The organism is Vibrio taketomensis, assembly GCF_009938165.1.
In the GTDB taxonomy this organism is placed as follows: domain Bacteria; phylum Pseudomonadota; class Gammaproteobacteria; order Enterobacterales; family Vibrionaceae; genus Vibrio; species Vibrio taketomensis.
In genome coordinates this window covers 292302-317460 of the sequence record NZ_AP019649.1, presented here as the reverse complement: position 1 = coordinate 317460, position 25159 = coordinate 292302, and the positions used below count along the sequence as shown (strand labels likewise).

Sequence of the window (25159 nt, the reverse complement as noted above, 5' to 3'; positions counted from 1 at the left end):
AAAGATGGTGGAGCTATGCGGGATCGAACCGCAGACCTCCTGCGTGCAAGGCAGGCGCTCTCCCAGCTGAGCTATAGCCCCATCTTGTTGATACTGTTGGCCAATTCCTTGGGAAGGGGTTGTGGGTCTGAGTGGACTCGAACCACCGACCTCTCGCTTATCAGGCGAACGCTCTAACCACCTGAGCTACAGACCCAGTATCGTCTCTTTGACTTTATAAACCATCAATCTGTGTGAACACTCATCGCAATAATCATCGTATAAGGAGTGATCCAGCGCCAGGTTCCCTAGCGCTACCTTGTTACGACTTCACCCCAGTCATGAACCACAAAGTGGTGAGCGTCCTCCCGAAGGTTAAACTACCCACTTCTTTTGCAGCCCACTCCCATGGTGTGACGGGCGGTGTGTACAAGGCCCGGGAACGTATTCACCGTGGCATTCTGATCCACGATTACTAGCGATTCCGACTTCATGGAGTCGAGTTGCAGACTCCAATCCGGACTACGACGTACTTTTTGGGATTCGCTCACTCTCGCGAGTTGGCAGCCCTCTGTATACGCCATTGTAGCACGTGTAGCCCTACTCGTAAGGGCCATGATGACTTGACGTCGTCCCCACCTTCCTCCGGTTTATCACCGGCAGTCTCCCTGGAGTTCCCGACATTACTCGCTGGCAAACAAGGATAAGGGTTGCGCTCGTTGCGGGACTTAACCCAACATTTCACAACACGAGCTGACGACAGCCATGCAGCACCTGTCTCATAGTTCCCGAAGGCACCAAAGCATCTCTGCTAAGTTCTATGGATGTCAAGAGTAGGTAAGGTTCTTCGCGTTGCATCGAATTAAACCACATGCTCCACCGCTTGTGCGGGCCCCCGTCAATTCATTTGAGTTTTAATCTTGCGACCGTACTCCCCAGGCGGTCTACTTAACGCGTTAGCTCCGAAAGCCACGGCTCAAGGCCACAACCTCCAAGTAGACATCGTTTACGGCGTGGACTACCAGGGTATCTAATCCTGTTTGCTCCCCACGCTTTCGCATCTGAGTGTCAGTATCTGTCCAGGGGGCCGCCTTCGCCACCGGTATTCCTTCAGATCTCTACGCATTTCACCGCTACACCTGAAATTCTACCCCCCTCTACAGTACTCTAGTCAGCCAGTTTCAAATGCAATTCCGAGGTTGAGCCCCGGGCTTTCACATCTGACTTAACTAACCACCTGCATGCGCTTTACGCCCAGTAATTCCGATTAACGCTCGCACCCTCCGTATTACCGCGGCTGCTGGCACGGTTAGCCGGTGCTTCTTCTGTCGCTAACGTCAAATCCATACGCTATTAACGCATGAACCTTCCTCACGACTGAAAGTACTTTACAACCCGAAGGCCTTCTTCATACACGCGGCATGGCTGCATCAGGCTTGCGCCCATTGTGCAATATTCCCCACTGCTGCCTCCCGTAGGAGTCTGGACCGTGTCTCAGTTCCAGTGTGGCTGATCATCCTCTCAGACCAGCTAGGATCGTCGCCTTGGTGAGCCCTTACCTCACCAACTAGCTAATCCCACCTAGGCATATCCTGACGCGAGAGGCCCGAAGGTCCCCCTCTTTGGCCCGTAGGCATCATGCGGTATTAGCCATCGTTTCCAATGGTTATCCCCCACATCAGGGCAATTTCCTAGGCATTACTCACCCGTCCGCCGCTCGCCGCCCAACAAATCCCCCGAAGGTTCAATGTTGTCGCTGCCGCTCGACTTGCATGTGTTAGGCCTGCCGCCAGCGTTCAATCTGAGCCATGATCAAACTCTTCAATTTAAGATTTTGTGACTCAATGAATACTGATTACATTACATAGTAATGTTGAATTGACTGTGCCGATACTAGTATCGAATTGGTCACTCAGTTCATTGAAATCAATTTGAAGCCTAAGCTTCTAATTGGATCATCAACGAGTGCCCACACAGATTGATAGGTTTATATTGTTAAAGAGCTTTGCTTTCAATGCCTTAGCATCTCAGCGAGGTGCGTATAATACGCTTCCCACTTTGAAAGTCAACATAAAATTCTAAGTTTTCTTAAAACTTTATGGTGACTTGCTTATTAAATAAGCAAGTGCGAAATAAAGCCTGGCGATGTCCTACTCTCACATGGGAAGCCCACACTACCATCGGCGCTAATTCGTTTCACTTCTGAGTTCGGCATGGAATCAGGTGGGTCCAAATCGCTATGGTCGCCAAGCAAATTCTTTAATCTGGAAAGCTGTTTTCAGTTCTTACACATTCAATGTTCTAGTTTGAGTCCAATCAAAACCCCTTGGGTGTTGTATGGTTAAGCCTCACGGGCAATTAGTATCAGTTAGCTCAATGCCTCACAGCACTTACACACCTGACCTATCAACGTCGTAGTCTCCGACAACCCTTTAGGATACTTAAAGTATCAGGGAGAACTCATCTCAAGGCTCGCTTCCCGCTTAGATGCTTTCAGCGGTTATCGATTCCGAACTTAGCTACCGGGCAATGCGTCTGGCGACACAACCCGAACACCAGAGGTTCGTCCACTCGGTCCTCTCGTACTAGGAGCAGCCCCTTTCAATTCTCCAACGCCCACGGCAGATAGGGACCGAACTGTCTCACGACGTTCTAAACCCAGCTCGCGTACCACTTTAAATGGCGAACAGCCATACCCTTGGGACCGACTTCAGCCCCAGGATGTGATGAGCCGACATCGAGGTGCCAAACACCGCCGTCGATATGAACTCTTGGGCGGTATCAGCCTGTTATCCCCGGGTACCTTTATCCGTTGAGCGATGGCCCTTCCATTCAGAACCACCGGATCACTATGACCTGCTGCACCTGCTCGAACCGTCATTCTCGCAGTTAAGCGGGCTTATGCCATTGCACTAACCTCACGATGTCCAACCGTGATTAGCCCACCTTCGTGCTCCTCCGTTACTCTTTGGGAGGAGACCGCCCCAGTCAAACTACCCACCAGGCACTGTCCGTAACCCCGATTAGGGGTCGACGTTAGAACATCAACACTACAAGGGTGGTATTTCAAGGACGGCTCCACAAATACTGGCGTACTTGCTTCAAAGCCTCCACCTATCCTACACATGTAGGGTCAATGTTCAGTGCCAAGCTGTAGTAAAGGTTCACGGGGTCTTTCCGTCTAGCCGCGGGTACACTGCATCTTCACAGCGATTTCAATTTCACTGAGTCTCGGGTGGAGACAGCGTGGCCATCATTACGCCATTCGTGCAGGTCGGAACTTACCCGACAAGGAATTTCGCTACCTTAGGACCGTTATAGTTACGGCCGCCGTTTACCGGGGCTTCGATCAAGAGCTTCGACCGAAGTCTAACCCCATCAATTAACCTTCCGGCACCGGGCAGGCGTCACACCGTATACGTCATCTTACGATTTTGCACAGTGCTGTGTTTTTAATAAACAGTTGCAGCCACCTGGTATCTGCGACTCTCAATAGCTCCATCCGCAAGGGACTTCACCGTCAAGAGCGTACCTTCTCCCGAAGTTACGGTACCATTTTGCCTAGTTCCTTCACCCGAGTTCTCTCAAGCGCCTTGGTATTCTCTACCCGACCACCTGTGTCGGTTTGGGGTACGATTCCTTACAATCTGAAGCTTAGAGGCTTTTCCTGGAAGCATGGCATCAATGACTTCACTACCGTAGTAGCTCGACGTCGTGTCTCAGCCTTAAAAAGAGCCGGATTTACCTAACTCTTAAGCCTACGCACTTGAACCTGGACAACCGTCGCCAGGCCCACCTAGCCTTCTCCGTCCCCATCGCAATTGTAAGAAGTACGGGAATATTAACCCGTTTCCCATCGACTACGCCTTTCGGCCTCGCCTTAGGGTCGACTTACCCTGCCCGATTAACGTTGGACAGGAACCCTTGGTCTTCCGGCGAGAGGTTTTCACCCCTTTATCGTTACTCATGTCAGCATTCGCACTTCTGATACCTCCAGCATGCTTTACAACACACCTTCAACGGCTTACAGAACGCTCCCCTACCCAATAACTAAAAGTTATTGCCGCAGCTTCGGTTTATAGCTTAGCCCGTTACATCTTCCGCGCAGGCCGACTCGACTAGTGAGCTATTACGCTTTCTTTAAATGATGGCTGCTTCTAAGCCAACATCCTAGCTGTCTAAGCCTTCCCACATCGTTTCCCACTTAGCTATAATTTGGGACCTTAGCTGGCGGTCTGGGTTGTTTCCCTCTCCACGACGGACGTTAGCACCCGCCGTGTGTCTCCCGGATAGTACTTACTGGTATTCGGAGTTTGCAAAGGGTTGGTAAGTCGGGATGACCCCCTAGCCTTAACAGTGCTCTACCCCCAGTAGTATTCGTCCGAGGCGCTACCTAAATAGCTTTCGGGGAGAACCAGCTATCTCCAGGTTTGATTGGCCTTTCACCCCTAGCCACAAGTCATCCGCTAATTTTTCAACATTAGTCGGTTCGGTCCTCCAGTTGATGTTACTCAACCTTCAACCTGCCCATGGCTGAATCACCTGGTTTCGGGTCTATATCCAGAGACTGAACGCCCAGTTAAGACTCGGTTTCCCTACGGCTCCCCTAGATGGTTAACCTTGCCACTGAATATAAGTCGCTGACCCATTATACAAAAGGTACGCAGTCACAGGACAAAGCCTGCTCCTACTGCTTGTACGTACACGGTTTCAGGTTCTATTTCACTCCCCTCACAGGGGTTCTTTTCGCCTTTCCCTCACGGTACTGGTTCACTATCGGTCAGTCAGTAGTATTTAGCCTTGGAGGATGGTCCCCCCATATTCAGACAGGATAACACGTGTCCCGCCCTACTCGATTTCACTGAACACACATCGTCAACTACGGGACTATCACCCTGTATCGTCGGACTTTCCAGACCGTTCGTCTAACGCGTGTAAAGCTTAAGGGCTAGTCCAATTTCGCTCGCCGCTACTTTCGGAATCTCGGTTGATTTCTTTTCCTCGGGGTACTTAGATGTTTCAGTTCCCCCGGTTCGCCTCGTTACGCTATGTATTCACGTAACGATACTTACTTATAAGTGGGTTTCCCCATTCGGAAATCCCAGACTCAAGTGGCTTTTACTGCCTAATCTGGGCTTATCGCAAGTTAATACGTCCTTCATCGCCTCTGACTGCCAAGGCATCCACCGTGTACGCTTAGTCACTTAACCATACAACCCGAAGGAGTTTCGAGTTGATGTTCAAATCACCAAAGTTGTCTGCAATTTTATACATGATGCAGACTCGATTTTGCCGGACTCAAATTCCAAGAACACTTGAATGTGTTTTAGTTGTATTCAATAAATGAATACTTTGAGAACTTTACAAACAACAATAAATTGTTGTTTTGTCAGCTTTCCAAATTGTTAAAGAGCTTGATTTCTTTCGAAACCATTTTAAAAACACTCAACTTTCTATTCAAAAGTAAATGCGCTTAAAGATGGTGGAGCTATGGGGATCGAACCGCAGACCTCCTGCGTGCAAGGCAGGCGCTCTCCCAGTGAGCTATAGCCCCATCTTGTTGATACTGTTGGCCAATTCCTTGGGAATTGGTGGGTCTGAGTGGACTCGAACCACCGACCTCTCGCTTATCAGGCGAACGCTCTAACCACCTGAGCTACAGACCCAGTATCGTCTCTTTGACTTTATAAACCATCAATCTGTGTGAACACTCATCGCAATAATCATCGTATAAGGAGGTGATCCAGCGCCAGGTTCCCCTAGCGCTACCTTGTTACGACTTCACCCCAGTCATGAACCACAAAGTGGTGAGCGTCCTCCCGAAGGTTAAACTACCCACTTCTTTTGCAGCCCACTCCCATGGTGTGACGGGCGGTGTGTACAAGGCCCGGGAACGTATTCACCGTGGCATTCTGATCCACGATTACTAGCGATTCCGACTTCATGGAGTCGAGTTGCAGACTCCAATCCGGACTACGACGTACTTTTTGGGATTCGCTCACTCTCGCGAGTTGGCAGCCCTCTGTATACGCCATTGTAGCACGTGTGTAGCCCTACTCGTAAGGGCCATGATGACTTGACGTCGTCCCCACCTTCCTCCGGTTTATCACCGGCAGTCTCCCTGGAGTTCCCGACATTACTCGCTGGCAAACAAGGATAAGGGTTGCGCTCGTTGCGGGACTTAACCCAACATTTCACAACACGAGCTGACGACAGCCATGCAGCACCTGTCTCATAGTTCCCGAAGGCACCAAAGCATCTCTGCTAAGTTCTATGGATGTCAAGAGTAGGTAAGGTTCTTCGCGTTGCATCGAATTAAACCACATGCTCCACCGCTTGTGCGGGCCCCCGTCAATTCATTTGAGTTTTAATCTTGCGACCGTACTCCCCAGGCGGTCTACTTAACGCGTTAGCTCCGAAAGCCACGGCTCAAGGCCACAACCTCCAAGTAGACATCGTTTACGGCGTGGACTACCAGGGTATCTAATCCTGTTTGCTCCCCACGCTTTCGCATCTGAGTGTCAGTATCTGTCCAGGGGGCCGCCTTCGCCACCGGTATTCCTTCAGATCTCTACGCATTTCACCGCTACACCTGAAATTCTACCCCCCTCTACAGTACTCTAGTCAGCCAGTTTCAAATGCAATTCCGAGGTTGAGCCCCGGGCTTTCACATCTGACTTAACTAACCACCTGCATGCGCTTTACGCCCAGTAATTCCGATTAACGCTCGCACCTCCGTATTACCGCGGCTGCTGGCACGGAGTTAGCCGGTGCTTCTTCTGTCGCTAACGTCAAATCCATACGCTATTAACGCATGAACCTTCCTCACGACTGAAAGTACTTTACAACCCGAAGGCCTTCTTCATACACGCGGCATGGCTGCATCAGGCTTGCGCCCATTGTGCAATATTCCCACTGCTGCCTCCCGTAGGAGTCTGGACCGTGTCTCAGTTCCAGTGTGGCTGATCATCCTCTCAGACCAGCTAGGATCGTCGCCTTGGTGAGCCCTTACCTCACCAACTAGCTAATCCCACCTAGGCATATCCTGACGCGAGAGGCCCGAAGGTCCCCCTCTTTGGCCCGTAGGCATCATGCGGTATTAGCCATCGTTTCCAATGGTTATCCCCCACATCAGGGCAATTTCCTAGGCATTACTCACCCGTCCGCCGCTCGCCGCCCAACAAATCCCCCGAAGGTTCAATGTTGTCGCTGCCGCTCGACTTGCATGTGTTAGGCCTGCCGCCAGCGTTCAATCTGAGCCATGATCAAACTCTTCAATTTAAGATTTTGTGACTCAATGAATACTGATTACATTACATAGTAATGTTGAATTGACTGTGCCGATACTAAGTATCGAATTGGTCACTCAGTTCATTGAAATCAATTTGAAGCCTAAGCTTCTAATTGGATTATCATCAACGAGTGCCCACACAGATTGATAGGTTTATATTGTTAAAGAGCTTTGCTTTCAATGCCTTAGCATCTCAGCGAGGTGCGTATAATACGCTTCCACTTTGAAAGTCAACATAAAATTCTAAGTTTTCTTAAAACTTTATGGTGACTTGCTTATTAAATAAAGTGCGAAATAAAGCCTACACTACCATCGGCGCTAATTCGTTTCACTTCTGAGTTCGGCATGGAATCAGGTGGGTCCAAATCGCTATGGTCGCCAAGCAAATTCTTTAATTCGGAAAGCTGTTTTCAGTTCTTACACATTCAATGTTCTATTTGAGTCCAATCAAAACCCCTTGGGTGTTGTATGGTTAAGCCTCACGGGCAATTAGTATCAGTTAGCTCAATGCCTCACAGCACTTACACACCTGACCTATCAACGTCGTAGTCTCCGACAACCCTTTAGGATACTTAAAGTATCAGGGAGAACTCATCTCAAGGCTCGCTTCCCGCTTAGATGCTTTCAGCGGTTATCGATTCCGAACTTAGCTACCGGGCAATGCGTCTGGCGACACAACCCGAACACCAGAGGTTCGTCCACTCCGGTCCTCTCGTACTAGGAGCAGCCCCTTTCAATTCTCCAACGCCCACGGCAGATAGGGACCGAACTGTCTCACGACGTTCTAAACCCAGCTCGCGTACCACTTTAAATGGCGAACAGCCATACCCTTGGGACCGACTTCAGCCCCAGGATGTGATGAGCCGACATCGAGGTGCCAAACACCGCCGTCGATATGAACTCTTGGGCGGTATCAGCCTGTTATCCCCGGGTACCTTTTATCCGTTGAGCGATGGCCCTTCCATTCAGAACCACCGGATCACTATGACCTGCTGCACCTGCTCGAACCGTCATTCTCGCAGTTAAGCGGGCTTATGCCATTGCACTAACCTCACGATGTCCAACCGTGATTAGCCCACCTTCGTGCTCCTCCGTTACTCTTTGGGAGGAGACCGCCCCAGTCAAACTACCCACCAGGCACTGTCCGTAACCCCGATTAGGGTCGACGTTAGAACATCAACACTACAAGGGTGGTATTTCAAGGACGGCTCCACAAATACTGGCGTACTTGCTTCAAAGCCTCCCACCTATCCTACATGTAGGGTCAATGTTCAGTGCCAAGCTGTAGTAAAGGTTCACGGGGTCTTTCCGTCTAGCCGCGGGTACACTGCATCTTCACAGCGATTTCAATTTCACTGAGTCTCGGGTGGAGACAGCGTGGCCATCATTACGCCATTCGTGCAGGTCGGAACTTACCCGACAAGGAATTTCGCTACCTTAGGACCGTTATAGTTACGGCCGCCGTTTACCGGGGCTTCGATCAAGAGCTTCGACCGAAGTCTAACCCCATCAATTAACCTTCCGGCACCGGGCAGGCGTCACACCGTATACGTCATCTTACGATTTTGCACAGTGCTGTGTTTTAATATAAACAGTTGCAGCCACCTGGTATCTGCGACTCTCAATAGCTCCATCCGCGAGGGACTTCACCGTCAAGAGCGTACCTTCTCCCGAAGTTACGGTACCATTTTGCCTAGTTCCTTCACCCGAGTTCTCTCAAGCGCCTTGGTATTCTCTACCCGACCACCTGTGTCGGTTTGGGGTACGATTCCTTACAATCTGAAGCTTAGAGGCTTTTCCTGGAAGCATGGCATCAATGACTTCACTACCGTAGTAGCTCGACGTCGTGTCTCAGCCTTAAAAAGAGCCGGATTTACCTAACTCTTAAGCCTACGCACTTGAACCTGGACAACCGTCGCCAGGCCCACCTAGCCTTCTCCGTCCCCCCATCGCAATTGTAAGAAGTACGGGAATATTAACCCGTTTCCCATCGACTACGCCTTTCGGCCTCGCCTTAGGGTCGACTTACCCTGCCCGATTAACGTTGGACAGGAACCCTTGGTCTTCCGGCGAGGAGGTTTTCACCCCTTTATCGTTACTCATGTCAGCATTCGCACTTCTGATACCTCCAGCATGCTTTACAACACACCTTCAACGGCTTACAGAACGCTCCCTACCCAATAACTAAAGTTATTGCCGCAGCTTCGGTTTATAGCTTAGCCCGTTACATCTTCCGCGCAGGCCGACTCGACTAGTGAGCTATTACGCTTTCTTTAAATGATGGCTGCTTCTAAGCCAACATCCTAGCTGTCTAAGCCTTCCCACATCGTTTCCCACTTAGCTATAATTTGGGACCTTAGCTGGCGGTCTGGGTTGTTTCCCTCTCACGACGGACGTTAGCACCCGCCGTGTGTCTCCCGGATAGTACTTACTGGTATTCGGGTTTGCAAAGGGTTGGTAAGTCGGGATGACCCCTAGCCTTAACAGTGCTCTACCCCAGTAGTATTCGTCCGAGGCGCTACCTAAATAGCTTTCGGGAGAACCAGCTATCTCCAGGTTTGATTGGCCTTTCACCCTAGCCACAAGTCATCCGCTAATTTTTCAACATTAGTCGGTTCGGTCCTCCAGTTGATGTTACTCAACCTTCAACCTGCCCATGGCTGAATCACCTGGTTTCGGGTCTATATCCAGAGACTGAACGCCCAGTTAAGACTCGGTTTCCCTACGGCTCCCTAGATGGTTAACCTTGCCACTGAATATAAGTCGCTGACCCATTATACAAAGGTACGCAGTCACAGGACAAAGCCTGCTCCTACTGCTTGTACGTACACGGTTTCAGGTTCTATTTCACTCCCCTCACAGGGGTTCTTTTCGCCTTTCCCTCACGGTACTGGTTCACTATCGGTCAGTCAGTAGTATTTAGCCTTGGAGGATGGTCCCCATATTCAGACAGGATAACACGTGTCCCGCCCTACTCGATTTCACTGAACACACATCGTCAACTACGGGACTATCACCCTGTATCGTCGGACTTTCCAGACCGTTCGTCTAACGTGTAAAGCTTAGGGCTAGTCCAATTTCGCTCGCCGCTACTTTCTGAATCTCGGTTGATTTCTTTTCCTCGGGGTACTTAGATGTTTCAGTTCCCCCGGTTCGCCTCGTTACGCTATGTATTCACGTAACGATACTTACTTATGTAAGTGGGTTTCCCCATTCGGAAATCCCAGACTCAAGTGGCTTTTACTGCCTAATCTGGGCTTATCGCAAGTTAATACGTCCTTCATCGCCTCTGACTGCCAAGGCATCCACCGTGTACGCTTAGTCACTTAACCATACAACCCGAAGGAGTTTCGAGTTGATGTTCAAATCACCAAAGTTGTCTGCAATTTTTATACATGATGCAGACTCGATTTTGCCGGACTCAATTTTCTTCTCCTTACTTTAAAAGTAAGACAAAAGCCAAGAACACTTGAATGTGTTTTAGTCGTTTACCTTTCGGTGAGAACTTACAAACAACAATAAATTGTTGTTTTGTCAGCTTTCCAAATTGTTAAAGAGCAATAATAGCTCGAAGCATTCGCTTCAAAACCATCAATCTGTGTGGGTACTCATCACGATAATCATCGTATAAGGAGGTGATCCAGCGCCAGGTTCCCCTAGCGCTACCTTGTTACGACTTCACCCCAGTCATGAACCACAAAGTGGTGAGCGTCCTCCGAAGGTTAAACTACCCACTTCTTTTGCAGCCCACTCCCATGGTGTGACGGGCGGTGTGTACAAGGCCCGGGAACGTATTCACCGTGGCATTCTGATCCACGATTACTAGCGATTCCGACTTCATGGAGTCGAGTTGCAGACTCCAATCCGGACTACGACGTACTTTTTGGGATTCGCTCACTCTCGCGAGTTGGCAGCCCTCTGTATACGCCATTGTGTAGCCCTACTCGTAAGGGCCATGATGACTTGACGTCGTCCCCACCTTCCTCCGGTTTATCACCGGCAGTCTCCCTGGAGTTCCCGACATTACTCGCTGGCAAACAAGGATAAGGGTTGCGCTCGTTGCGGGACTTAACCCAACATTTCACAACACGAGCTGACGACAGCCATGCAGCACCTGTCTCATAGTTCCCGAAGGCACCAAAGCATCTCTGCTAAGTTCTATGGATGTCAAGAGTAGGTAAGGTTCTTCGCGTTGCATCGAATTAAACCACATGCTCCACCGCTTGTGCGGGCCCCGTCAATTCATTTGAGTTTTAATCTTGCGACCGTACTCCCAGGCGGTCTACTTAACGCGTTAGCTCCGAAAGCCACGGCTCAAGGCCACAACCTCCAAGTAGACATCGTTTACGGCGTGGACTACCAGGGTATCTAATCCTGTTTGCTCCCCACGCTTTCGCATCTGAGTGTCAGTATCTGTCCAGGGGGCCGCCTTCGCCACCGGTATTCCTTCAGATCTCTACGCATTTCACCGCTACACCTGAAATTCTACCCCCCTCTACAGTACTCTAGTCAGCCAGTTTCAAATGCAATTCCGAGGTTGAGCCCCGGGCTTTCACATCTGACTTAACTAACCACCTGCATGCGCTTTACGCCCAGTAATTCCGATTAACGCTCGCACCCTCCGTATTACCGCGGCTGCTGGCACGGAGTTAGCCGGTGCTTCTTCTGTCGCTAACGTCAAATCCGTACGCTATTAACGCACGAACCTTCCTCACGACTGAAAGTACTTTACAACCCGAAGGCCTTCTTCATACACGCGGCATGGCTGCATCAGGCTTGCGCCCATTGTGCAATATTCCCCACTGCTGCCTCCCGTAGGAGTCTGGACCGTGTCTCAGTTCCAGTGTGGCTGATCATCCTCTCAGACCAGCTAGGGATCGTCGCCTTGGTGAGCCCTTACCTCACCAACTAGCTAATCCCACCTAGGCATATCCTGACGCGAGAGGCCCGAAGGTCCCCCTCTTTGGCCCGTAGGCATCATGCGGTATTAGCCATCGTTTCCAATGGTTATCCCCCACATCAGGGCAATTTCCTAGGCATTACTCACCCGTCCGCCGCTCGCCGCCCAACAAATCCCCCGAAGGTTCAATGTTGTCGCTGCCGCTCGACTTGCATGTGTTAGGCCTGCCGCCAGCGTTCAATCTGAGCCATGATCAAACTCTTCAATTTAAGATTTTGTGACTCAATGAATACTGATTACATTACAAAGTAATGTTGAATTGACTGTGCCGATACTAAGTATCGAATTGGTCACTCAGTTCATTGAAATCAATTTGAAGCCTAAGCTTCTAATTGGATTATCATCAACGAGTGCCCACACAGATTGATAGGTTCTTATTGTTAAAGAGCTAATCTTCTTTGTGACCAATATCACTTGGAAGAGGCGGCCATTCTAACGAGATAATTTCCGGTGTCAAACACTTTCTTAATTTATTTCGTCATTCTTTCTGACCTTGTCGATTCAGCGCTAAACCCTTATGGAGCCTTGCCTCGTCGACAGGGATTCATTATAGAGATCGCCGTCACATTGGCAAGTGTTATTTTGCAAAAATTGCAAAAATAACGCTTACATGCCCAACTTTCACCCAAAGCCTTATTTATTCAACTTTACCCCAAGAAAGCCAACAACTCATCCACAAAGTTATCCACATTGCATGATTATTTAGGCAAAAAAAAGACTGCATTAAGCAGCCTTTTCCTTATACGTCGAACTAAATTCCCGATCCGTGCTGTTCTCCATCATCTTCATGAAGGCCACATTCACGTTTTAAACCGAAGAATCGAGTTTCCTCTTCTTTCATTCCCGGCTCCCATTTTCTCGTGGTGTGGGTATCGCCAACAGAAAGATACCCCTCATCTCTTAGCGGGTGATAAGGTAAACCGTGTTGTTCTAAATAATAGTGAACATCTTTATTACTCCAATCGATGACTGGAAGAAACTTGAATACACCATTTTGAATCGAAAGAATCGGTAAATGAGCGCGAGACTGAGATTGCTCACGACGCAAACCCGAGAACCATGTTTCTACTTGCAGCTCATCGAGTGCACGCCGCATCGGTTCCACTTTATTAAGCTTATTATATTTCTCAATCCCTTCGACACCTTGTTCCCACAGTTTACCAAACACAGCCTCTTGCCAAACTGGACTTTGTTTCGCTCGGTACACTTTGAGATTGAGGTTAAGCCGCTTGGTTAATTGATCGATAAATTGGTAAGTCTCAGGAAAGAGGTAACCAGTGTCCGTTAATATCACAGGAATGTTCGGTTTTAGCTGTGTAACAAGATGCAGCATGACTGCTCCCTGCACACCAAAGCTTGATGAAACTGCGAACTCTCCTGAGAGATTGTCTAGCGCCCATGCTACTCGCTGCTCTGCTGTCATTTGCTCAAGTTCGGCGTTAATCACTCCGAGCTGAAGTACCTGCTCTGTTTTCGTCAGGGTGAGTAGTTTTTTTAGCTCAAGTGGACTGGTCGTTGAATCAAGCATGCAAATCCCTCTTTGATACGAAAACCTCTTCGATGATTCCAGCACGGATAGCGAAATCACCAAAGCCTTCTTCTTTATTACGCTCTTTTGCCCAGCGCCCCACCAGCAGATCAATTTCTTCTAAGATCTGTTTATCAGTGATGTTCTCTTTATACATCTTCGGAATACGGGTCCCCGCTCGATTACCACCAAGATGCAAGTTATAACGACCCGGCGCTTTACCCACTAAGCCAATCTCCGCCAACATCGCTCGACCACAGCCATTTGGGCAGCCTGTAACGCGTAAGATAATGTTGTCTTCTTTCGGCAAACCATGTTTTTCGAGAATACCTTCAACGTCGGTAACAAATTGGGGGAGGAAACGTTCCGCCTCCGCCATCGCTAAAGGACAAGTTGGAAAGGCCACACACGCCATTGAGTTTTTGCGCTGCTCACTGACTTTATCATCCATTAGACCATGAGCTCGGGCAATTTTCTCAATCTTAGCTTTATTACTCTTCGAGACACCCGCCACGATCAAATTTTGATTTGCCGTCATACGAAAATCGCCTTTATGGATCTTCGCTATCTCTGCCATGCCGGTTTTAAGTGGCTTACCCGGGAAGTCGAGTAAACGACCATTCTCAATAAAGAGCGCAAGGTGATATTTACCATCAATCCCTTCGACCCAACCAATGCGATCGCCACGTTCGGTAAACTCATAAGGTCGGCTGGTCGCAAACTTAACATCCGCACGCTTTTCAACTTCAGCTTTAAATACATCGATGCCTACACGATCTAGGGTGTATTTGGTTTTGGCATTTTTACGGTTAGAACGATTCCCCCAATCACGTTGAGTCGTCACCACTGCTGCTGCGACTTCTAGCGTCTTTTCTAGAGGAACAAAACCAAAATCATCAGCTCGACGCGCATAGGTTGAAGTATCACCATGAGTCATCGCCAGACCACCGCCCACCAGCACGTTAAAGCCAATCAATTTACCGTTGTCCGCAATCGCCACAAAGTTCAAATCATTGGCATGCACATCTACATCATTTTGCGGCGGGATCACCACGGTCGTTTTGAATTTACGCGGTAAATAGTTTTTACCAAGAATTGGCTCATCGTCTTCAGTGGTTTCTACTTTCTCACCATCGAGCCATATCTCTGCATAAGCTTTAGTTTTAGGTAGTAGATGCTCACTGATCTTCTTTGCCCACTCATAAGCTTCTTGGTGCAATTCAGATTCAACCGGATTAGTGGTACATAACACGTTGCGGTTAACATCCCCCGCCGTCGCAATGGAATCAATACCGATGCTATTGAGTGTTTGATGCATAAGCTTAATGTTTGGCTTTAGAACCCCATGGAACTGAAAGGTCTGGCGCGTGGTTAAGCGAATACTGCCGTACAGCGAATGTTCACTGGCAAACTTGTCGATGGCTAGCCACTGTTTTGGGGTAATAATCCCTCCAGGCATACGAGCACGCAGCATGACATTATGTAGAGGCTCAAGCTTTTGCTTGGCACGCTCATTACGAATATCACGATCATCTTGTTGATACATGCCGTGAAAGCGGATTAGCTGGAAGTTATCGGCAGTGAATCCACCGGTAATACGATCTTGTAAATCTTGTTCTATGGTGCCACGTAGGAAATTGCTTTGTCCTTTCAGGCGCTCGTTATCCGATAACGGACCTAAGACTTCACCAAGTACTTGTTGCTGCTCTTTGCTCATTAGTACACATCCCTTTGGTAACGTTTTTCCTTACGCAGATTGTTAATAAACTCTTCTGCTTGTTCCTTGGTTAGCTTGCCGTATTGTTTAGCGACTTGAATCAATGCTTGATGCACATCTTTCGCCATCCGTGTGGCATCACCACATACGTAGAGGTAGGCACCTCGCTCGATCCAATGCCACACCTGCTCACCTTTTTCTAAAATGCGATGCTGGACATACACTTTCTCATGCTGGTCACGGCTAAAGGCTACATCAAGATGAGTTAGCAAACCTGACTTGAGGTACTTTTGCCATTCCACTTGGTAGAGGAAATCTTGAGTAAAGGTACGATCACCAAAGAACAGCCAATTCTTACCTTCGGCATCACGGTTATCACGCTCTTGAATAAAGCTACGAAACGGGGCGATACCCGTTCCTGGACCAATCATGATAACCGGAGCATTATCATCTTGAGGCAGTTTGAAGTGATTGTTGTTTTCGATAAACACTTTTATTTCCCCACCTTCTTCAAGACGGTGAGACAAATAACTGGATGCACCACCAAAACGAGACTCTTCACCTTGCTGGTATTCAACCACTCCGACAGTTAGATGCACTTCATCTTCTACTTCCGATTGCGCCGAAGCGATAGAATAAAGACGAGGGGTCAAGCGACGAAGTAACCCAATCAACTGCTCTGCACTTAATTTGGTTTTCTTTTCTGCTAGTACGTCGATAACTTGCGTATTGCCTGCGTACTCGCGCAGTTTATCTTTGTCTTCCACCAGCTTTTGTAGTTTCTTACTGCCCGAAAGCTCAGCATACTTAGTCACGAGCTGTGGATTAGACGTTGTAATTTCATACTTAGAAAGTAAAGCGCTGTATATCGAAAGACTTTCACCATCGACATCAACGCTCTCTATGCCTGATAAACCAACTTTGGCCAGCAAAGCATTGACGAGTTCTGCGCTATTTTCATACCAAACACCAAGTGCATCACCCGGCTGATAACTGATTCCGGAACCATCGAGATCGATTTCGATATGGCGAACATCCTTACCAGAATCACGGCCAGTAATTTTCTGGCTCGTTAACAAGGCCGCTGTATAAGGGTTCTGTTTGTTATACGGTAAGTGTTCAGGAGCAGCTTGGCCTACTGGCAATTGCACCACTTCAGCCTCAACGCCAGAAGATAAATCTTCCTTAACAATATCCAGAGCGTTGATGCGCCATTCTTTCGCTGAAGCTTCATAATCCACATCGCAATCAACACGCTCAATAAACGCAGTTGCACCTAACTTTGATAAGTAAGTATCGAAATCTTTACCTGTTTGGCAGAAGAATTCGTAGCTAGAATCACCTAAACCAATCACACCGTACTTCAAATTAGGTAATTTGGGCGCCTTCTTCGATTGGAGAAATTCATGTAACTCAATCGCATTGTCTGGCGCTTCACCTTCACCATTTGTTGATGCAACAATAATCACATGCGTTTCTTTAGCTAAGTTCTTACCTTTGTAGTCGCCGGCATCAAACAATTCGACGGTAATGCCTCGTGCTTTAGCTTCTTGTTCTAATTCTTCAGCCACTCCTTTGGCATTGCCAGTTTGTGAGGCGAAGATAATTGTTAGCTTACCCGCAGGTTTTGCTACCACGGCGGCAACGGCTTGATTAATTGGGCCTGCGGCGGATGCAGGCTGGTTTTGGGCTAATCCCCAGAAGTAACCACTTACCCACGCCAGTTGCTGCGAAGACAAACTTGATACCGTTTGCTGCAACTGACCGAGTTGTTGATCATTAAGCGGACTTGCGATGGCAGGTAGTTCCGCTGCATTTCCTTGCGAGAGCTCTACATTGCTTGAGGACTCTTTCTTATTTAAAGACATGGTCTCGACATCCCTATTCATTGCGTGATGATAGATTAACCACTCTTTTTAATAACAAGAAAGAATAGAAGTGAATGTTTTATAACTTTTGGAATTAACGATACGTACGAAACAGAGGGAAATGGCTAGATGTTGAGTTAAATATACAGAACAAAGCTTCTAGTAAAGTAGGTCTGAAGGACGTTGATCTTCGATGCGCACTTGACTAAAACCTACCGCCATTGCTGACTTAGATGCCACATCGAGGCTGCCATAGTGACATTCTTCACCATGCACATCGGTTAACAGAACAAACCCCCCTTCCGCGTGACGAAACTCAACTATCCACAAGCCTTCTTCCGCAGAGGGTTCAATTATCGCTTCCACTAACTGATTATCTCGGTACAAAGCGCGCAGTTCATTAATCATCATAATGGCATCTCAACGTAACTATCCGTGTTGTTATAAGCATGGTGCATTATGATGAAACTGCTAGTAGAAACTGACAAATTATCGCCAATGAGTATAACGTCTAGCGTTTTAAGAAGACTCAGAAGCGATATTCGGCACCAACAAAGAAACCATTTATGAAAATAAGAGATTCCGAAATCTCTGGCTCTGATGTCGCTAGGTTATCGATTTCGAGATCAATCACACGATACCCTGCTCGTATCGCGATATCTTCATTGGCTTGATACTTTATTCCCGCCAGTACATCCGCTCGCTTCATCCAATTACGGTCTCCAAAATCAAACTGACCAATAATGTCGATGTCAGTATTCGGCACTGACAACTCGGCATATGCGTACCAATTGAAAGTAAATTCATCAAAATTGTATTCAGATTGCGGCTGTGAACTGGTGCGGTAATGAGTATTGCTGTATTGAGTAAGAGAGATACCCGCATCAAACAACATGTGCTCTCGTTCGAGTACTCGATAATAAAAGAAAAGTCGTATTTATCTAAACCAACATAATCTGCATCAATATTGGTGTAGCGAAAACTAGCATTTGGAAGGAAAGGATGTGAGTGTTCGAGAGCGAAAGAGAAGTTACCACCAGTAGCGTTATCTCGACGACGATCATCAACCTTAGTATCACCAAACCATACATCCGCTTCAACACTCGTCGTGATGTTTGCCAAAGCAATTCGTGGCAGCAACATCGCCACCGCCACAAATGAGATGTGGATGGTTCGGTTCATCATAATAGGCTCTTCAAATTGGTATTTGCTTATTTGAGCCTATCACATTTTGACGACTTCGCTATCTTGGACTAGAAACGTGATTCTTGAAAAACCAAATACCTATCGCAATTACAATCAACCATGGCAAAATTTTCAGTACCGCCCCAACCATACCAAGTAATACCATTATCGCAAGAGCAAAACCAGCAGCAGCAAAGACCGTTAACATCGTGACGCCCGTTACCAATAGCGTCGCAATAAATACCAGAACAAAGATTAACTCAAACATCGCGTATCTCCTTTTTTATCACTGATATCGCAGGAAGCGTGCCAAGTTTTAAAACATACTTATCTTTTGATTTTAATAAAACAATAAAAAGCGCTCTATAATAAAAGCGCTTTAAAATACAGTGCTGGTATTATTTACCAACCCAAGTGGTAAATTTTACACATCTAACTCTTTTGGAATTTTCGCTAATGCAGCTTCCACCACTTCAACTCCTGAACCAGGTTTGTGTGCGTTTTCACTGATATGACGACGCCATTGGCGTGCTCCCGGCATATTTTGGAAAATACCCAGCATATGACGAGTAATGTGTCCTAGATATACCCCTTTTGAAAGCTGCTCCTCAATGTATGGGAACATCTCTTGTACAACTTGGGTTCGCTTTTTCACTGGTTTATCTAAACCAAAAATTTGTTGATCAACTTCTGCCAAAATATATGGATTTTGGTACGCTTCACGACCGACCATTACACCATCAAGATGCTTAAGATGCTCTTTCGTTTCTTCCAGCGTTTTAACCCCACCATTCACTGCAATCACCAAATGTGAGAAATCTTTCTTCAATTGGTAAGCGCGTGGGTAGTCTAGCGGCGGAATTTCACGGTTTTCCTTCGGACTTAAACCAGACAACCACGCTTTACGAGCGTGAATAGTAAACTGCTCGCAACCACCTTTTTCTGAAACGATAGAAACAAAGTTGGTAAGAAACTCATAAGAATCTTGATCATCAATGCCGATACGAGTCTTTACCGTAACAGGAATATCAACCACGTCTTTCATTGCAGCAACGCAATCGGCCACCAGCTGTGGTTCTGCCATTAAGCAAGCACCAAAACGACCATTTTGCACTCGGTCTGAAGGACAACCTACGTTTAAGTTAATTTCATCATAACCACGTTCAGCCGCCAGCTTAGCGCACGTTGCCAAATCAACAGGGTTTGAACCACCTAATTGCAGAACGAGTGGGTGCTCTTGTTCGTTGTACGCAAGGAAATCACCCTTACCATGGATAATAGCGCCAGTAGTCACCATTTCAGTGTACAGCTGAGTCTCGCTAGAAAGTAAGCGATGAAAGTATCGACAGTGACGATCAGTCCAATCCAACATGGGTGCGATAGAAAAACGGCAAGACTCGTAGTATTAGGTGTATCAGATTTCATAAGGGTTTATACCAATTCTATGTACTGTATAGATATACAGGAATTTGCTAGTATCGCGCTCAATTTCTCTTATCAGTACGCATTTAGTACGCATAAAAGAGTAGGAAAATGGCATCGTTTAGCATCAAAACAAGAAAGCTCACCAATGGTGAAAATCGCTTTACTGTCGATATTATCGTAAAAGAATGGCAGGATTATACACAGAGAATCCAAGACTTTTAGAAAAAGAGCTCGCACGCACCTATGGACGTAAACGTGTCATTGAATTAGAAAATCAATCCTGTAAAAAACCGTACCGTTATACGTGCTGATGGATATGTATATGACAGATAGGGACTTATGGGACAAAACGGACGTACAAAACAATATGTCATTCGCATGCTCAGAGATTGCGACATTGCACTCATTGAAAGCAATAAGCTAAAACCAGTGACATTATTCAGCATTGCAAAACCGCAGAGCGACAGGTACCAAACCAGTGACCATTTATCATGATGTGGCATATCTGCGCTCTGTCATGAAGAAAGCAGGCCTGTATTTAACATCGGCGCTAATGTAGAGGTATTTGAAGAAGCGTTCCTATCCTCATCGATATGAACTTGATTGGCAAAAGTCAAAAAGAACTCGTCGCCCTACTTCCGATGAGATTGAAAAACTAAAACAAGAATTGCTTGTTCGTCAAAGCTACAGATGCAATGGAACGGTACGAATACCATTTATCGACATTCTGATTTTAGCATTCTGACCTGTATGAGAATTGGCAAGTTTGCAAACTACAATGGAACGACTTAAACACCGAGCACAAAACAATCTTGGTCAGAGACAGGAAAGACCCAAGAAAAAAAGTCCACATCGTCCCTCTGTTGCTCTTTTGACATTGTCATGCGACAACCAAAGACAGACGCTTTGATTTTTCCTTATAACTCAAGAAGCGTAACCGCAGGCTTTCAACGAGTACGAAACAAGCTCGGCATTCAAGATTTACGTTATCACGACTTGAGGCGAGAAGGTGCAAGTCGACTGTTTGAAAAAGGATATTCTATTGAGGAAGTGGCACAGGTTACTGGACATAGAAACCTTAATATTTTATGGCAGGTCTATACCCAGCTCTTTCCTCTGCATGATAAGTTTTAGTAAACAGTTAACAGGCCCATATAATGGGCCTGTTTATTCAATACATTAGTGCCTAATGTTAGTCTTAAGCTTTATGTACTTCTCAAATCCAAATTCAAGTAAAAATAATAATTCTTTTGATTTATTACTGCTTATATACTTACGCAAACAACTGCTATACACACATGGATATATGAAGCTTAACTACTACACTTATACTGTCCTTTTCAAATCATCAGGTGTCACCTGTAACATTTGCATCAAAGACATCATCGACTTGTATTGTGCATATCAAAAAAGCAATCGGTGCTAGAGAAGACAAACTCTACTACATCTAGGAAGCTTTACTTTGCAAAAGCTGGAAAATTTAGTTCCGTCTACTATTTGATGGCTCCTACGCAACTAAACCAGTACAGAAAACTAGACAGAACTCAGGGTACTGTTGAGGATTTAAAGAAGCTAATCGGCAAAGGTAGTTTAGAAAAGGTAACTTATTCACCTTGATGAGAAACAGCCTATCATCGGTATTGTAAGCTCACATGGTGGAGCCTCCGATGAAGATGTTGAGTTCTATTTGAACAACATCCTCAATGGCTTTAATGCTACGCCTGAATATAAGTTAGAGATAAAGCCACTCCACTCAGGTATAAAAAGAAAGAAATAAAGAAAATAAAACTTGTTTCAGAAGCTCGCGTACTGATGAGAAGCGATTCTAGCCAATTCAAAAATTTGGCATCCTGTTGGATCCATCAAGCCAGCATGACAATCTAGAAATAGAGATTAAGGTCAAACGCAAAGCACGTAGTAACATCGATATCAAAAACAAATTTCGCCTCTGCTAGACCTAATTCAACATGACAAAAATAATGACAACTTCGCAGAAGTTTTCTTAAAGGAAAGCACATTCTGCTCAAGAAATAATTCAAGATATCTTGCTAGACCAAACTATGATTATTTTGATATGATTTATCCTGCATCAGGCAAATGTATCGAAGAGCAAATTGAAGAAAAACGATATGGCAATGCCCGTGTAGACTCATTGGCACAGACAGAATTTAATAAGTACGCCTCTAAACTGAAAAGCACTGCGCCATGTCCCAATTGGACTAAACTAACGTCTTCTAATTCATACCAGAGTACAACTTAATGGAAATGCTAAGCGATAATGATGAAAAAAATGGAAGATAGCAATCTGAGTCTGTCCGTTCTTTTTGTCCCTGTGATCCTCATTATCTATGAACTTGTTACATACTTTTTAAAATAACGCTTTTCCCAGCAATACTTCCAGCTAATATTACGACCTTATTAGGAATCGTAACCTCATTTAGCGTTACAATGACGGGTTTTATTGCAGCCATTGGTGCGTACCTACTATCAGTGTCAAAGAATCCAACATTTAACGAATGGAGAAATAACGGGTACTTATCTGTATTCTTCAATTTATATGGGCTGCGATAATTTTTTTGCTAGCCACATTCAGTCTGTTGTTTACTGGCTCTACTTTCAGGAATTTCTGTCATTTGGTTAAAGTCAATCCTGTTACTCGTGATTCTTAATTTAATACATGTAGTACTGATAACCTATATCGTAATCAATCAGGCAAAATCCAAAGACTAGAATTCGTAAAACCAAAACCGCATTTGATAATGCGGTTTTCTATTTTCTTACGACTTTTCGGTTTGGTCTTAACGTACTTGGCTTTGACGATGCGACCACCTTTTGCAAATCGGTAGCCTTTCTTTAATTTACCATTTGCTTTCAAGCCTTCTTTAGCCATGCTCATTCCCCTTTAACATTGTTTCTATAATTGTGAGACGTTTATCTTGTTTCCATAGCAGGATGATTAACGCTAATACCGATGGGGATAACCCCATACCATTTAATGATCTAAAAAATCGACTAATTCCATCAAACGGCCTTTGCCCTTTTCTCTAGCCAGTTCTCAATCGCTACTCTTAGCATTCGTCTAAAACCGAACGTATCGATGTAAACCATGCCGAGCGTACCAGTAATACTCAGGAACGTTATTAGCGAGCTTTGAATCCAGCACCAACAAAGGCGCAAGCGTTGGAACAAATGCCAAGATGATTGGGGTGTAGTCAGAACCAATAGGTAATCATCTTTCCAGCCACGCTGTGTGATACTGATTTTGTCGAGTTCTGCTGCACTCATATCACCTTGTGCAATTCGAGCGGTTTGCGCATTGGTGACCGCTTCCTCTATTCGGTCTTGGCGTTCTCTGCGTTTGGCTTTGAGTTCTTGCCGCTTTGTGAAGAAACGACCAGCCATGCGAACGCCTTCTAGTAGCAAATCAATCACGCAATCACTCCCGCCATTTGTGAGCCACGGCGAACCGTCGCCATATCCAGATATTGACCGTTTTCATGCTTAATCATGTGATAGAGCAGCTCTGGTATATCCGCTTCAATAATGGGCTCATAAGGGCTTACGTCTAGCTCATGCGCCACATGTTCTGCATAGGCGTAAGTGTCGTTTTCACTTTGGAGCCCAGCGATTGATAATGCCGTAGACGGTTCGAATTCCGTAATGACGCATATAGTTTTGGACTAGCTTAGCGCCAGCTCTTACGCCGTATTCCATTGATGAAAACCGCGCAAAGCGTGGGTGACTTACCCTGTTTCAATCCCCGTTTGACCGTCCCAATCATTCGCTTGGTTGTAATCAATATTCAGTGGGTTGTTATTGCGAAAGCCTCGAGGTTTTATTGTTCTTTCATGTATACCCCTGCCAGTAAGAAGGCAATCACGGTAATGACTACCCATTTACTTTTCATTGTTGTGCCTGTTCTTGTTGCGCTGCTTGTTCAAGCTCTTGTTGTTTTGCCATTCGATAAACTCAGCGTGTTTCGCTACGAGCCACGCATAGTGTGCTTCATAGTCAGTGATGGTGGCATCTGATTACTGCGACTATCAGGTACTCAATTTGACCAATACCTAAGTCAGTATCGAAATGCACCGCCCACTCACCACGCTCCATGCGGAAACCGCCAATAAGGGCAATTGGTGCGGGTACACCATCTTTGATGATGAGCTGGTCTTGTGTGATTGCTGCAATCTTCATAATTTCATAATCCAAATAAGGGCAATTGATTGTTGGCGCACATCAATATTGCCGTGGTTGTGTGGTGCGCTGCTCCCTGTACTACGTGGTGGTGTTTCCGCTTTCACCCAAGGATGATGGACCACTACCAGAGTAGTGCGTTGACGCGTAGGGGTCTTAATCTGTATGCCACCGAGTGATTGTGGCTAGGCATCTGTGCAGCACTTAATGTGTGGTTTGCGGTTGTCCGAGTATTGGCACCAAATAGTTCATTCGGTTGGTAACTTTACCCGCACCGACTAGGGCACAATCCACCATTGGCGGCGTGCCGTTTCGACCATCACACAGCACCCAACCCGTCGGAATATCATTGAGTGTTCCGTGGTGAATTTTGATGTCACCGGATTTATATCCGTCGAATTCATCCATTTGTTTTATGAGCGCTTCCACTTTGCTATTGAGCGTACCAACGGCGTCCTCACTGGCGGCTACCTCGTGACGCACACCATCAATGCGATCACTGAGCGCCAGCTTTTCAGGAAACTTAATCTTGAGAGGTGGCGGAATAATTTGACTCATGCGGTCACCTCACTGACATACAGCTTACAGTTCGCTGGAATAAGCACTTCAAGCTCCGCACCATTTGAGAGAATAAAGCCGCCATCCGGTGCCAGTTCAAACCCCTTCTCAGCAAAGCCACCCAACCAAATCGAACTTTGATTGCCGGCACCCGCTTTTAGAATGAGTTCTTTGCGTTTGACGTTTCCGGTTATCGTGCCCGTTGCGGTCATGGTGTCATGAGCGACAAAACGTAGATTTGGCTCAGAGCGTTCCACCACATGCACCTTTTGAATATCTGGCACTTGCGTTGGGTTTTGCACTTCCACGGCTAACACTGGCGGCAAGTTCGTTAGCTCCGCCTGTACCTTTTGCGTATCCGGTAAAGAAACAGGTTGGCGACTATCAAATTTCACCGCTAGACCGTCTTTGATTTGCAAGTCGGCATTGATACCAATCTTTGAACCGTCCATCC

General features: G+C 46.5%; 13 protein-coding genes, 4 tRNA genes, 7 rRNA genes and 1 pseudogene. 1 reads left to right on the top strand and 24 read right to left on the bottom strand.

Annotated features, from left to right (window positions below):
• Positions 1–5: 5 nt before the first annotated feature.
• From Vt282_RS01565 to dusA, 18 genes are all read right to left on the bottom strand, one after another.
• A tRNA-Ala gene (locus Vt282_RS01565) sits at positions 6–81 on the bottom strand.
• A gap of 41 nt (positions 82–122) precedes the next feature.
• A tRNA-Ile gene (locus tag Vt282_RS01560) sits at positions 123–196 on the bottom strand.
• A 64-nt stretch (positions 197–260) separates the two neighbouring features.
• Positions 261–1807: ribosomal RNA gene (locus Vt282_RS01555) — 16S ribosomal RNA — on the bottom strand.
• Between the two features lie 309 nt (positions 1808–2116).
• Positions 2117–2230 (bottom strand): 5S ribosomal RNA (rrf, locus tag Vt282_RS01550).
• Positions 2231–2316: 86 nt separating this feature from the next.
• Positions 2317–5189 (bottom strand): 23S ribosomal RNA (locus tag Vt282_RS01545).
• Between the two features lie 270 nt (positions 5190–5459).
• A tRNA-Ala gene (locus Vt282_RS01540) sits at positions 5460–5533 on the bottom strand.
• 35 nt (positions 5534–5568) lie between these two features.
• Positions 5569–5645 (bottom strand) — tRNA-Ile (locus Vt282_RS01535).
• 65 nt (positions 5646–5710) lie between these two features.
• Positions 5711–7260: ribosomal RNA gene (locus Vt282_RS01530) — 16S ribosomal RNA — on the bottom strand.
• A 268-nt stretch (positions 7261–7528) separates the two neighbouring features.
• Positions 7529–7653, bottom strand: a 5S ribosomal RNA gene (gene rrf, locus Vt282_RS01525).
• Between the two features lie 85 nt (positions 7654–7738).
• Positions 7739–10602, bottom strand: a 23S ribosomal RNA gene (locus tag Vt282_RS01520).
• Between the two features lie 296 nt (positions 10603–10898).
• Positions 10899–12439, bottom strand: a 16S ribosomal RNA gene (locus Vt282_RS01515).
• The 16S, 23S and 5S rRNA genes sit together here with 4 tRNA genes alongside, the layout of an rRNA operon.
• 542 nt (positions 12440–12981) lie before the next feature.
• On the bottom strand, positions 12982–13758 hold the full coding sequence (locus Vt282_RS01510) for a phosphoadenylyl-sulfate reductase (RefSeq protein WP_162062381.1): 777 nt from the start codon (positions 13756–13758) through the stop codon (positions 12982–12984).
• Complete coding sequence (gene cysI, locus Vt282_RS01505; protein WP_162062380.1) at positions 13751–15475, bottom strand: assimilatory sulfite reductase (NADPH) hemoprotein subunit; 1725 nt, start codon at positions 15473–15475, stop codon at positions 13751–13753. The genes Vt282_RS01510 and cysI overlap by 8 nt, the downstream gene beginning before the upstream one ends.
• Complete coding sequence (locus Vt282_RS01500) at positions 15475–17364, bottom strand: assimilatory sulfite reductase (NADPH) flavoprotein subunit (protein ID WP_415663431.1); 1890 nt, start codon at positions 17362–17364, stop codon at positions 15475–15477. The genes cysI and Vt282_RS01500 overlap by 1 nt, the downstream gene beginning before the upstream one ends.
• A 138-nt stretch (positions 17365–17502) precedes the next feature.
• Positions 17503–17754, bottom strand: coding sequence for a hypothetical protein (locus tag Vt282_RS01495; RefSeq protein ID WP_162047262.1), 252 nt, complete (start codon positions 17752–17754; stop codon positions 17503–17505).
• A 118-nt stretch (positions 17755–17872) separates the two neighbouring features.
• Complete coding sequence (locus tag Vt282_RS01490; protein WP_162062378.1) at positions 17873–18238, bottom strand: porin family protein; 366 nt, start codon at positions 18236–18238, stop codon at positions 17873–17875.
• A gap of 348 nt (positions 18239–18586) precedes the next feature.
• Positions 18587–18796, bottom strand: coding sequence for an envelope stress response protein PspG (gene pspG / locus Vt282_RS01485; RefSeq protein WP_162047263.1), 210 nt, complete (start codon positions 18794–18796; stop codon positions 18587–18589).
• 156 nt (positions 18797–18952) lie between these two features.
• Entirely contained in the window at positions 18953–19900 is a 948-nt protein-coding gene (gene dusA / locus Vt282_RS01480; RefSeq protein WP_162062377.1) for a tRNA dihydrouridine(20/20a) synthase DusA, read from the bottom strand.
• A 161-nt stretch (positions 19901–20061) separates the two neighbouring features.
• On the opposite strand from dusA, the pseudogene Vt282_RS01475 reads away from it, so the two are divergent.
• Positions 20062–21087: pseudogene (locus Vt282_RS01475) on the top strand (site-specific integrase).
• Positions 21088–22657: 1570 nt separating this feature from the next.
• Here Vt282_RS01475 and Vt282_RS01470 read toward each other — a convergent pair.
• The 6 genes from Vt282_RS01470 to Vt282_RS01445 form a co-directional block, all read right to left on the bottom strand.
• Positions 22658–22843 (bottom strand): hypothetical protein, encoded by a 186-nt coding sequence (locus Vt282_RS01470; RefSeq protein WP_162062238.1) that lies wholly within the window; start codon positions 22841–22843, stop codon positions 22658–22660.
• 131 nt (positions 22844–22974) lie between these two features.
• Positions 22975–23385, bottom strand: a complete 411-nt coding sequence (locus tag Vt282_RS01465) for a hypothetical protein (protein ID WP_232055085.1) — start codon at positions 23383–23385, stop codon at positions 22975–22977.
• The gene (locus tag Vt282_RS20105; RefSeq protein ID WP_197740083.1) at positions 23382–23534 is read right to left on the bottom strand and encodes a hypothetical protein; all 153 of its coding nucleotides are present in this window, start codon (positions 23532–23534) and stop codon (positions 23382–23384) included. The genes Vt282_RS01465 and Vt282_RS20105 overlap by 4 nt, the downstream gene beginning before the upstream one ends.
• A 430-nt stretch (positions 23535–23964) precedes the next feature.
• On the bottom strand, positions 23965–24147 hold the full coding sequence (locus Vt282_RS01455; RefSeq protein WP_162062376.1) for a hypothetical protein: 183 nt from the start codon (positions 24145–24147) through the stop codon (positions 23965–23967).
• 204 nt (positions 24148–24351) lie between these two features.
• Positions 24352–24705, bottom strand: coding sequence for a hypothetical protein (locus tag Vt282_RS01450; RefSeq protein WP_162062375.1), 354 nt, complete (start codon positions 24703–24705; stop codon positions 24352–24354).
• The gene (locus tag Vt282_RS01445; RefSeq protein ID WP_162062374.1) at positions 24702–25157 is read right to left on the bottom strand and encodes a hypothetical protein; all 456 of its coding nucleotides are present in this window, start codon (positions 25155–25157) and stop codon (positions 24702–24704) included. Before Vt282_RS01445 ends, Vt282_RS01450 begins: the two co-directional genes overlap by 4 nt.
• Positions 25158–25159 lie beyond the last annotated feature (2 nt).

What these genes read in the sequence shown, in the direction of transcription:
- dusA (WP_162062377.1), bottom strand. Translation starts at nt 19,900, where the DNA reads ATGTTGGATTGGACTGATCGTCACTGTCGATACTTTCATCGCTTACTT.
- Vt282_RS01510 (WP_162062381.1), bottom strand. Translation starts at nt 13,758, where the DNA reads ATGCTTGATTCAACGACCAGTCCACTTGAGCTAAAAAAACTACTCACC.
- Vt282_RS01495 (WP_162047262.1), bottom strand. Translation starts at nt 17,754, where the DNA reads ATGATGATTAATGAACTGCGCGCTTTGTACCGAGATAATCAGTTAGTG.
- pspG (WP_162047263.1), bottom strand. Translation starts at nt 18,796, where the DNA reads ATGTTTGAGTTAATCTTTGTTCTGGTATTTATTGCGACGCTATTGGTA.
- Vt282_RS01450 (WP_162062375.1), bottom strand. Translation starts at nt 24,705, where the DNA reads ATGAGTCAAATTATTCCGCCACCTCTCAAGATTAAGTTTCCTGAAAAG.
- Vt282_RS01500 (WP_415663431.1), bottom strand. Translation starts at nt 17,364, where the DNA reads ATGAATAGGGATGTCGAGACCATGTCTTTAAATAAGAAAGAGTCCTCA.
- Vt282_RS01445 (WP_162062374.1), bottom strand. Translation starts at nt 25,157, where the DNA reads ATGGACGGTTCAAAGATTGGTATCAATGCCGACTTGCAAATCAAAGAC.
- Vt282_RS01470 (WP_162062238.1), bottom strand. Translation starts at nt 22,843, where the DNA reads ATGGCTAAAGAAGGCTTGAAAGCAAATGGTAAATTAAAGAAAGGCTAC.
- Vt282_RS01455 (WP_162062376.1), bottom strand. Translation starts at nt 24,147, where the DNA reads ATGAAGATTGCAGCAATCACACAAGACCAGCTCATCATCAAAGATGGT.
- cysI (WP_162062380.1), bottom strand. Translation starts at nt 15,475, where the DNA reads ATGAGCAAAGAGCAGCAACAAGTACTTGGTGAAGTCTTAGGTCCGTTA.
- Vt282_RS01490 (WP_162062378.1), bottom strand. Translation starts at nt 18,238, where the DNA reads ATGTTGTTTGATGCGGGTATCTCTCTTACTCAATACAGCAATACTCAT.